Below are 11,347 nucleotides of genomic sequence, written 5' to 3' on the forward strand. Positions count from 1 at the left end.
GCTTGCCAGGCGTCGGTGAAGGCCGAGGGGGGGCTAAGGACCCTGGTGCCCGGCCGGGCGCACCCCCATACCATGATGTGTGCATGCGGCACAGTCGTTGCCCTAGAGTATCCTTAGCTAATAGGGTGGGTGGGACTGTCGAAGTCACGGCCTCCCGTTCGATGCGTCGTTTCGTGAAACGGCGCGGGCCGCTCAGCCGCGGCCCGCGCTGCTCGTTCCGTGCCCCACAGTGCCCGCAGCAGGCAGAGGGTCGTAGATGCTCCGACGTGAGGAGATCAAGACGTCCAACGGCTGGTTGGTGGTGACCGGGTCTCGGCCGGCGGCCAGGTGCCGGCTGATCTGCTTTTCGCCGGCGGGGACGGGCGCGGCATCGTTCCGGGGCTGGAGCGAGCTTGCCCCGCCGTGGCTCGAGGTCTGTACGGTGCAGCTTCCCGGCCGCGAGACCCGGCTTCGGGAAGCGCCGATCGGCGGGCTCGACCAACTCGTGCCCCAGCTGGCCGCGGCGATCCGGCCGGCGCTCGATCGGCCCTTTGCGGTCTACGGTCATAGCCTGGGCTCGATCGTGGCGTTCGAGACGATGCGCCTGCTGCGTCGGGAGGGTGGGCCGCTGCCCTGCGCCTTCTTTGCCGGGGCAAGCCGTCCTCCGCAACTGCCATGGCCGGATCCGCCAGTCCGGGACCTGCCCGATCGGGCGCTGCTCGAAGAGGTAAATCGGCGCTACGACTCCGTGCCGGCCGTCGTGATGGCGGAGGCCGAGCTGTGCGCGCTGCTCACCCCGGCGCTGCGGGCCGACATGTCGTTGATCGAGACCTACCGCTACCAGCCGGAAATGCCGTTCGAGTTTCCCATCGTGGCATTCGGCGGCAACGCCGATCGTAAGGTCGGCAGTGCGGACCTGGCCAAATGGCAGGAGCAGACGCTCGGCGCGTTCGAACTGCGTCACTTTGCCGATGGCCATCTCTTCCTCGTGCCGCGACGGCAAGAGCTGATGGCGGCCATTACGGCCGTGCTCGATCGTGTCCTCGCCGTCGTGACGGACGGTACCGGGCGCCGCTGATGGATCGGGATCGTCGCCTCGACGCACCAGGACCGCCGGCCAGGTCCGACGCTCACGAACCGATTGCCGTCGTGGGGATCGGGTGCCGGTATCCGGGCGGTATCGTCGATGCCGCGTCGTTCTGGCGCGTGGTGGTCGAGGGGATCGATACCATCACGGAAATTCCCCGCGATCGTTTCGATCCCGACGTTTGGTACGACAGCAGGCCCGGTACTCCGGGGCGGATCGGCAGCCGGCACGGCGGGTTCGTCGGGCCGCTCGATGCGTTCGACGCGTTCCTGTTCGGGATCTCGCCGCGGGAGGCCGAGCGACTCGATCCGCAGCAGCGACTCCTGCTCGAGGTTGCCTGGGAGGCCTTCCACGACGCTGGACTCGATCCGACCCGCCAGGACGGGCTTTCGTGCGGGGTGTACATCGGGCAGTGGGTAGGCGAGTACGAGGGCCGGCTCTTTGCCGATCCTGCTGCGATCGACTTCCACGCCACGCAGGGCACCGGTCGCTACGCCAGCTCCGGACGTCTCTCCTACACGTTTGGTCTGCAGGGGCCCAGTCTCACGCTGGATACGGCGTGCTCCTCGTCGCTGGTGGCGACGCACCTGGCTGTGCAGAGCTTGCGATCAGGCGAGACGTCCATGTCGCTGGTCGGCGGCGTCAATCTGATTCTGGAGCCGCATACGACGATCGCCTACTCCCGCGGCCGGATGATGGCGGCCGATGGGCACTCCAAATTCGGCGATGCCTCCGCCGACGGTTATGTGCGTGCCGAGGGAGCGGCGGTCGTGCTGCTCAAGCGGCAGGCGGACGCGGTACGCGACGGCGACCGGATCTATGCCCTCATCGAAGGCAGCGCCATCAACAATGACGGCCGGAGTTCAGGCCTGTTCGGGCGGCCGAGCCGTCTCGGTCAGGCGACCCTCCTGGCGGCGGCGTATCGGGATGCCGGCGTCGATCCGGTCTCGCTGCAGTTCGTCGAGGCGCACGGCACCGGTACGCGCGCCGGCGATCCGGTCGAGCTGGATGCGATTGCCGAGGTCGCGGGCGGCCGGACGGGGCCGCTGTGGGTTGGGTCGATCAAGACCAACATCGGGCATACGGAGGCGGCCGCCGGTCTGGCGGGGCTGATCAAGGCGTCGCTCAGCCTCTACCACGGCGTGGTGCCTCCCAGTCTCCACTTCCGGGAGCCGACGACCGCGGTCGATTGGGCTGCCATGCCCCTCCGCATCCCAACCGCCCCTGTGGCGCTCGCTGGTGATCGGTCGGCCTGGCGCGGCGGGGTGACGTCGTTTGGTATCTCGGGCACCAATGCGCACGTCGTTCTGGCGGCGGCGGCGCCGCCTCTGCCGGCGGTGCCTCGCGCCGGAGCGCTCGTGCTCCCGCTTGCCGCCCACCTTCCGGCCGCTCTGGCTCAGCTTGCCGGTGCCGTTGCCGCGCGCATCGACGGAGCGGACCACGACGAGGTGGCTCGTATCGCCGCGACCCTGTCGCGCCGCGCGGCGCTGGCGCACCGTGCGGTCGTCGTGGGCGCCGATCCGGCGTCGGTCGCCGCGGGGCTGCGCGCGCTTGCCGCGGGTGAACCAGCGCCGGGCCTGGTGGTCGGGCAGGCACCGGCGGAACGGCGCTATCGCGTGGCGCTCGTGTTTCCGGGCCAGGGCGCGCAGTGGGAGGGGATGGGCCGCCGGTTGCTCGCGACCGAGCCGGCCTTTGCCGCGGCGGTCCGCGACGTCGACGCCGCGCTGACACCGCTGGCGAGCTGGTCGCTGGCCGAGCAACTGGTACTTGACCCCACCGATCCGGGCTACCAGCTCGATCGGATCGACGTGATTCAGCCCGTCCTGGTCGGGCTGGAGATCGCCTATGCTTGCTTGCTGCGCGCATACGGCATCGAGGCCGATGCGGTCGTGGGGCACAGCATGGGTGAGGTGGCTGCGGCCTGGTATGCGGGCGCACTCTCGCTCGAGGACGCCATGGCCGTCGTGGTGCACCGCAGCCGGCTGCTGCGTACGGTTGCCGGCGGCGGGGCGATGGCCGTAGTCGAGCTGCCCGAGGCCGACGCCCAGGCCGCCATCGGGGCGCGGACGGATCGAGTGAGCGTCGCCGTGGTCAACGCCAGCAATGCGTCCGTCCTGAGCGGCGACCCCGCCGCCATCGATGAGATCCTCGGTGAACTCGGCGCGCGCGGCGTCTTCACGCGCCCGGTCAAGGTGGACGTGGCGTCGCATAGCGCGCAGATGGATCCCCTGGTCGACCCGCTGGTCCAGGCGATCTCAGCGATCGCGCCTGCGTCACCCCGCACCGCCTTCTACTCGACGGTCGATGCCGCGGCCGTGACGGGCCCCGATCTCACGCCCGCGTACTGGGGTCGCAACTTGCGGCGCCCGGTTCGTTTTGCCGAGACGGTGAACCAGATGCTAGACGACGGCTACGACCTCTTCATCGAGCTTGGTCCGCATCCGATTCTGGCCAACGCGATCGGCCGCGCCATCGAGGACCGGGAGGCCGACGCGCGCGTGCTGGTGACCGGCCGTCGCGAGGAAGACGGCCAGGTCGGCCTCCTATCGCTGCTCGGCGAGGTTTTCGTGGCCGGGGTGCCAGTCGACTGGCGCCGCGTTTATCCCGATCCGGTGGATCGTGAGCTTCGGGTGCCGCCATTGCCGATGATCCGGGAGCGCCACTGGTTCGACCGCCCGGACCGATCGGGGGCGCCGGGCGTTCGTCTGGTTGCCGGACGGCTGGCACACCCGTTCCTCGGCGCACTGTTCCGGTCGGCGGCGGCGGGTACCTGCGCCTGGGAGTGGAGCGCTGCGCCGACTCGTCCAGCGTGGCTTGCCGATCATGTGGTACGCCGATCGGTGCTCTGGCCTGCGGCCGCAAGCGCCGAAGGACTTCGAGCCACGGCGGCGGAAGCGAGTGCTGAAACCGCCTGGTCGCTGCGTAACGTTCGCTTCCACGAAGCGCTCTCGCTCGAGCCTGACCGACCCGTGCACCTGCAGTGGTCGCATGGCGGCGACCCGATGGGCGGGCGGGTGCAGCTCCACGCCCGTGAGACGACCGACGGGGCAACCTGGCGTCTCATCGCCGATGCGGTCGCGGTACCGGCACGTGCCGACAAGGACAGCTCGCCCGACTGGCTGGTCGAGGCAGAACAGGCTGAAACCGGCACCGAGATTTACGATCGGTTACGCAGCTGCGGCCTCGAATACGGCCCGGCGTTTCAGGCGATGACGGCCGTGACAACGGGCCGCGATGCCGCCCGAAGCACTGCGGCGATTCCCGCCCCCGTGGCTAACGATCCCGGCCTCGATCAGTACGGCGTGCATCCCGTGGTGCTCGATGCCGCCCTGCAGACGCTCATCCTCGCTGGGCTCGGTGCGGACGACACCACCCGCGCCACGCCGCTTCCCGTCGCCATCGGGCAACTCGATGTGGTGCCCGGACCCGGCGCGCTCGATGAGGTGACGATCCGAGCGAGGATCACGGCTCGAGACGGTCGCGGGTTTTCGGGTGACGTGGTCGTCGCCGATGCCAACGGGCGGACCGTCCTCACGGCCGAGGCTGTGGCGTTTGCCTGGACGGCGGCCGATCGGAAAGGGATCGACGACGCGCTGCTGACGCTCCGGTGGGAGCCGGTGGCGCTCCGACGGATGGCGCAGTCGACAGGCCAGATGATCCTGCTGGGTCGGTCGGCCGACACCGCGCCACTGCTCGAGGCGCTGCGCAGTGCTGGTGTCGACGCCACGGCGGCGGCATCGATCGCGGTCCTCTCGCCTCCGGCTGGATCGGGTTCGCCTGCTGCGCTGACCTGGTGCGTGCCTGGCATGCCGGGCGACGGCGCGGCGGCGTGGAGCGAGCAACTCGTCAACGACGCGATCGGAGTGGCGACGTGGTGCGCCGAGCAGGGCGGCCGGGTTGCCCGATTGACCATGATCACGCGCGGCGCGGCGCTCGTGGCCGGCAACGCGGTGACCGATCCCGCCGCGGCTGGTGCGCGGGCCGTCGGCAGTGTGGCCGGCCACGAACAACCCAGCTTGCGCGTGGCATTGATCGACCTCGACTCATCCGCGCCGTCGGCCGTTGCGGTCGATGCGCTGCTGGCGGACGCGGGCGAGGCCGAGCTGGGATGGCGCGACGGGCAATGGTACGCGGCCAGGCTCGATCGGTGGGCAGAGCCCGATGCCGGCGCAACCGGCCCCGCGCCGTCCTACGCGCTCGAACTCACGACGCCTGGTTCGCCCGAGCACCTCCGTTGGAGTGGCTTCCACCGCGTTGCGCCCGAGGCCGATCAGGTCGAGGTCGAGGTCGATGCGGTCGGCCTCAACTTCATGAATGTGCTGAGCATGCTCGGCGCCTTGCCGGGTGCGCCGGGCGGGGTGGGTTCGCTTGGTCTGGAGGGTGCGGGTCGGGTAGTCCGCATCGGCCGCGACGTTCGGCACGTCGCCGTGGGCGATCGGGTCGTGTTCGTGGCGCCGGAGGCGATGGCTCGGCACGTGACGACCGCCGGCGCTCTCGTGGTGCGCTGTCCGTCGTCGATCACCGCGGACGTTGCGGCCGGCCTGCCGATCGCCTATCTCACCGTTCACTATGGGCTCGGCGTGCAGGCTCGGCTCGGCGCGGGCGAACGGGTCCTGATCCACAGCGCCGCTGGCGGCGTCGGGCTGGCCGCAATCGCGTATGCGCGCCATGCCGGCGCCGAGATCCTCGCTACGGCCGGCACGCCGGAGAAGCGGGCCTGGCTCCGGTCGCTGGGGATCGCCCATGTCTTCGACTCCCGGGATCTTCGCTGGGCCGACGACGTGCTCGCGGCCACCGACGGCGAGGGCGTCGACGTGGTGCTCAACTCGCTCGCGGGCGAGGCGCAGGAACGGGGTGTTGCGGTGCTGCGGCCCTATGGCCGCTTCGTGGAAATCGGTAAGCGAGACATCTATGCCGACCGGCCGCTCGGTCTCGGCGCCTTCCGCCGCAACCTCGCGTTCTTCGCGGTCGATCTCGATCGGATGCTCCGCGAGCGTCCGGACCGCGTTGGGGCGATGCTGGGGGAGGTGATGGCGCTGGTGGAGCGCGGCGTGCTGGCTCCGCTGCCGACGGCAACCTACCCCGCCGACGCCGTTCACGATGCGTACCGAGCGATGTTGCCCGGTGTCCATCGCGGCAAGCTGGTGGTTTCGTTCGAGACGTCGCCGCGCACGATTGCGCCGGCGGAGCCGACGGCGCCAATCCGTGGTGACGGCAGCTATCTGGTCACCGGCGGTCTGGGCGGCCTCGGTCTCACGGTGGCAGCCTGGCTGGTCGAGCGGGGGGCCGGTCGTATCGTACTGGCCGGACGGCGGCCGCCCGATGAGGCGGCGAGTGCGAGGATCGCGGCGCTCGCCGCGGGCGGTGCGCTGATCGAAACGCGCTCGGTGGACGTGTCGGACCGGGCTCGCGTTGCTGCGCTGCTCGGGGAGACAGCTCATGCGGCGCCCTGGCGCGGCGTCTTTCACCTGGCGGGCGCTCTGGATGACGGTCCGATCACGGCGCTTACTCCTGCGCGCGTTGCGGTCCCGTTCAGGCCCAAAGCATGGGGCGGGTGGCATCTGCACGAGCTGGCTCGAACCCTCGACCTCGACTTCGTGGTTGCGTTCTCGTCGATCGCCTCGCGATTCGGTACACCGGGGCAGGCCAGCTATGCGGCGGCCAATGCTGTGCTCGACGCGCTGGCCGGACCACGTATGCTCAGCATCAACTTCGGTCCGTTCGGGTCGGTCGGTCTGGCTGCCGCCGATGCTACGCGGCTCCGTTCGCTTGCGCGGCAGGGTTTTGCTCCGCTCGAGCCAGCCGACGCCGTGGCGGCGCTCGATCGTTTGCTGGGCACAGGGGCGCGGGGTGCCGTGACGTGCGCCCGGTTCGATGCGGCGGCCTGGGCCGACGGCAAGGACGCCCCCGATCGAGCCTGGGCTTCACGGCTCCTGACGGAGGCGCCGGCGGCGGCGACGGTGGCCGAGAGCTGGCGGGATCGTGTCGCGGCTGTGCCGGTGGGGCGGGCCCGCCGGCAGGAGCTGGAACGGCTCCTGATCGCCGAAGCGGCCGCCACGCTGCGGCTGCCGCCGAGCCACATCAGCGCCGACCGTCCGCTGCGCACATTGGGCATGGATTCGCTCCTCACCCTCGAGTTCCGCAAGCGGCTGGAGCGGAGCGGCGGGTTGCAGGTCGGTGCCACCGTGTTTTTCAGCCACCCGACCATCGCCGCGCTCGCACCCCTCGTGGCCGAGCGCTGGTCGCTCGAGCTGGAGCCGGCGGCGAGTGGCCAGCCATCGGGTGAGGTCGATCTCGACGCGCTCATGGGCGAACTGGCCGGGCTCGGCGACGACGAGCTGCAGGCGCTCCTGGGCGACGGGGAGGGCTCGTGACCGACCTTCGCGCACGGGTGGCATCGCTCACGGACGAGCAGAAATCCATGCTCGCCAAGCGTCTGGCGGATCGGGCGGCGGCGCCGCGCGAGCCGATCGCGATCGTGGGGATGAGCTGCCGGATGCCGGGGGCCGACGGTACGGATGCGTTCTGGCGCTCGATGGCGGAGGGGCGAGACGAGGTTGGTCCGCCACCGGCGTCGCGTGCCGGGCTGGTGCGCACGGAGGCCGGCTATCTCGCAGAGATCGACGGGTTCGATGCGGAATTCTTCGGCATCACCCCGCGCGAGGCGACCCTGATGGACCCGCAGCAGCGCCTCTTCCTGGAAGTGGCATGGGAGGCGCTCGAGCGGGCCGGGATTCCGGCCGATCGTCTGGCGGGAACGGCCACCGGCGTCTTCGTCGGCATCCACAGTCACAGCAGCGACTACCACCTGCTGCAACTGGCTCGGCCGGGCGAGACGGATCCCTATGCCAGCACCGGCTCGGCACACAGCATCGTTGCCAATCGACTGTCGTATCTGCTGGACCTGCGCGGCCCGTCCATGGCAATCGACACGGCCTGCTCGTCGTCGCTGGTGGCAGTTCATCAGGCCTGCCAGAGCTTGCGCACCGGGGAGAGCGATCTGGCCGTTGCCGGCGGGGTGAACCTGATTCTACTCGAGGCGGTGACCACCGCATTCGACAAGTTGGGCATCCTGTCGCCGCGTGCCCGGTGCCGGGTGTTCGACGCCGCGGCCGATGGCATTGCCCGCGGGGAGGGGGCTGGCGCCGTCGTGCTCAAACGGCTGGCCGACGCCGAGCGCGATGGTGATACGGTGCTTGCGCTGATCCGCGGCAGCGGTGTCAACCAGGACGGTGCCAGCAACGGCCTGACGGCGCCGAACGGTGCCGCGCAGCTCGACCTGCTGCGGAAGGTCTGGAAGGACAGCGGCATTGCCGGTGGCGACCTGGCCTTCGTCGAAACACACGGAACCGGCACCTCGCTCGGCGATCCGATCGAGGTCAACGCGCTCGCAGCGGCGATCGGGGGATCGGCCGCATCCAAACCGATCTGGCTCGGTGCCGTCAAATCGAACATCGGGCACCTGGAAGCGGCGGCGGGCATCGCGGCGCTCATCAAGGCGGTACTCTGCCTTCAGCATCGGGCCGTGCCCGGCAACCGGCATTTCGTTTCACTGAATCCTCAGATCGAGTTTGGAGCGGCACCGCTCGCCGTTCCAGTCCGGATGGAGCCGCTTGCCGCCGAGCGGCCCCTCGGGGCCGTCAGTTCATTCGGGTTCGGCGGCACCAATGCGCATGTCTGCCTGGAGGCCGCTCCAGTGCGGCCGGGGCCCTCCGCGATCGGCGGCCGGGTCCGGGCGCTGCCGCTTTCGGCGCGCAGTCCGGGTGCGTTGCGCGCCCTGGCCGAACACTGGGATTCGCGGCTGGCCGAGACGACCACCGCCGCCGAGCTGGACGATCTCCTCCACACAGCCGGTTCGCGCCGGGCGCACCATGCGTACCGAGCGGTTGCCTTCGGGCCCGATGGCGCCGCACTCCGGGCCGACCTCGAGGCGGTGCGAACGTCCGCGCCCGTGCGGGGTGCAGCGCAGCGGCCCGCCGTGGCGTTCGTCTTTACCGGGCAGGGGGCGCAGTGGGCCGGGATGGGGCGGGAATTGCTCGAGACCGAACCAGCGTTCCGCGAAGCGGTCGAGGCCTTTGCGCGCGTCTATGCTGCGGAAAGCGGTTGCGATCTGCTCGCGGTGCTGCGGGATGACAATGCCGACCTGGCGGACACGCTGCTGGCGCAGCCCACCCTCGTGCTGCTGCAGATCGGGCTGGTGGCGCTGCTGCGGTCGTGGGGCGTGACGCCCGACGCGGTGCTTGGTCACAGCGTGGGCGAGATCGCCGCGGCGCATGTGGCGGGTATCCTCGATGCCGCCTCCGCGGCGCGGGTGGTCTGGCATCGGGCGCGACTGATGCAGGAGCTGCCCAGGTCGGGCCGCATGATTCAGGTGGAGGCCGCCGAGGACGAGGTGCGGCGCCGGCTCGAGTCGCTGGTGCTGGAGGTCGACGTAGCTGCGCTGAATGCGCCGGGGAGCACGGTGTTGTCGGGCGCCGCGCCGGCCGTCGAGGCGGCCGGGGCTGCGCTCCGGGAGCTGGGCCTTCGCGTCCAGGAGATCCCGGTCGAGTACGGCTTCCACAGTCGGCTGGTCGAGTCGGTCCGCGCACCGCTCGTCCTGGCGCTTGCCGGCTTGCCTACCCGGGAGCCGACGGTCCCGATCGTCTCGAGTGTGTCGGGGCGCTGGGCGGAGCCCGGCAGCTACGGACCGACCTACTGGGCCGCCAACGTACGCGAAACGGTGCGATTTGCTCCGGCCGTTGCGCTGCTCGGTGAGGCGGGACACACCGTTTTCATCGAGATCGGGCCGCATCCGGCCCTGAGTGGCTCGGTGCTCTCTACCGTCGCGGGCGCAAGGGTCACGGCAACCCTCCGCCGGAACCGGTCCGCTGCGGAGACGCTCCACGCCTCGATCCGGCAATGGTACCAGGCCGGGCTCGCCATCGACTGGCAGGCCTTTGCGCCTGGGGGCAGAACGGATCCGACCGCGCCGACCTATCCGTGGCAACGCGAACGCTACTGGATTACCGAATCGAGTCCGGCCGCCCTGGTCGGAGCGGTGCTCGGTCGGTCGATTCCAGAGGGGGATGCCGCTGCCGACCTGAACTATGCCGTCGCCTGGCAGCAGCATGATCTGGCCGCACCAGGAACTCGCAGTCCGATGGCGGGCCAACCGGATGAGGTCCGCCGTCTGTTTGGTCCGCAGACTCGTCCTGCCGGCAACGACGCGGCCGACCGGGAGCGTCTGGAGGCGCGCGCGGCGTGGTTCGTCTGGAACGCGGTGCGGGAACTGGGACAGGGCCAGATCGGAGCCGACGTCAGCTTCGAGGCGGTGCAGCGGCTTGGCGTTGCTGCACGGTTTGCACCGCTCTGGTCGCGTTGCTGCGATCATCTGGCTGGCCAGGGCTGGGCGGCCCGCGACGGAGCGACCTGGCGGATCGTGCAGATTCCGAACCATGAAGCCTCTCCTCAGTTTGGGCGTGCGGAGGGCGACCTGCTCGAACGCTGCGGCTCGCGGCTCGCAGCCGTGCTTCGTGGTCAGGTCGATCCGCTGACGCTGCTGTTTCCCCAGGACGGCTCGATCGGCGCCTCGGCGATCTATGCGGAGACTCCGGTTGCGAGGCGCTGCAACGAGGTCGCGGCGCGGACCGTTGCGGAGGCTGTCCGCCGTCGGGGTACGGATCAGGCGCTCCAGGTCGTCGAGATCGGTGCCGGCACGGGCGCGACGACCGCTGCCGTCATCGCTCAACTGCCTCCGGGAAGTCGGTATGTCGCTACCGACCTCTCGACCGTATTCCTGCGTAACCTGGATCAGCGCTTCGGTGGGGGACCGTGCCGGTTCGAGACCCGGCTCTTCGATGTCGAACGCGACCCAGCTGCGCAGCAGATGCCGGTGGGTCGTGCCGATATCGTGATTGCCACCAATGTGCTCCACGCCACGAAGAACCTGGCGGACACAGTGGCGCACACGCGCCGTCTGCTGGCGCCCGGCGGCTGGCTCGTGCTGATCGAGACGACCGCGCCGCGCGGCTGGCAGGATCTCACCTTCGGGCTCACCGCCGGATGGGATCGCCAGGAGGACGGTGATCTCCGCGCCGGATCGGGGCTGATCGACGGTGCCGCGTGGGTTCGCCTGCTGGAACAGTCGGGTTTCCAGCCGGGTGTCGCGGAGCTCGATGCCGATCCTGACGGCGTGCAGCCGTACACCGTGCTGCTGGCCTGCGCGGACGAGCGCGAAGCATCGCCGCTCGCGGGGACCGGCTGGCTCTTGCTCGGAGCCTCGCTGCCGGGAAGGCTTGGCGC

At 70.2% G+C, this 11,347-nt stretch carries 3 protein-coding genes; all 3 read left to right on the top strand.

Going from position 1 to position 11,347, the window contains the following annotated elements; translation table 11 throughout:
* Positions 1 to 256 precede the first annotated feature (256 nt).
* Positions 257 to 1,057, top strand: a complete 801-nt coding sequence (locus tag KF785_01855; GenBank protein MBX3145488.1) for a thioesterase — start codon at positions 257 to 259, stop codon at positions 1,055 to 1,057.
* Positions 1,057 to 7,440, top strand: coding sequence for an acyltransferase domain-containing protein (locus KF785_01860; GenBank protein ID MBX3145489.1), 6,384 nt, complete (start codon positions 1,057 to 1,059; stop codon positions 7,438 to 7,440). The genes KF785_01855 and KF785_01860 overlap by 1 nt, the downstream gene beginning before the upstream one ends.
* Positions 7,437 to 11,347 (top strand): acyltransferase domain-containing protein (locus KF785_01865; GenBank protein ID MBX3145490.1); only part of this gene is annotated, 3,911 nt, incomplete at its 3' end. The genes KF785_01860 and KF785_01865, both read left to right, overlap by 4 nt.

It is taken from the genome of Gemmatimonadales bacterium (assembly GCA_019637315.1).
Taxonomy (GTDB): domain Bacteria; phylum Gemmatimonadota; class Gemmatimonadetes; order Gemmatimonadales; family GWC2-71-9; genus SHZU01.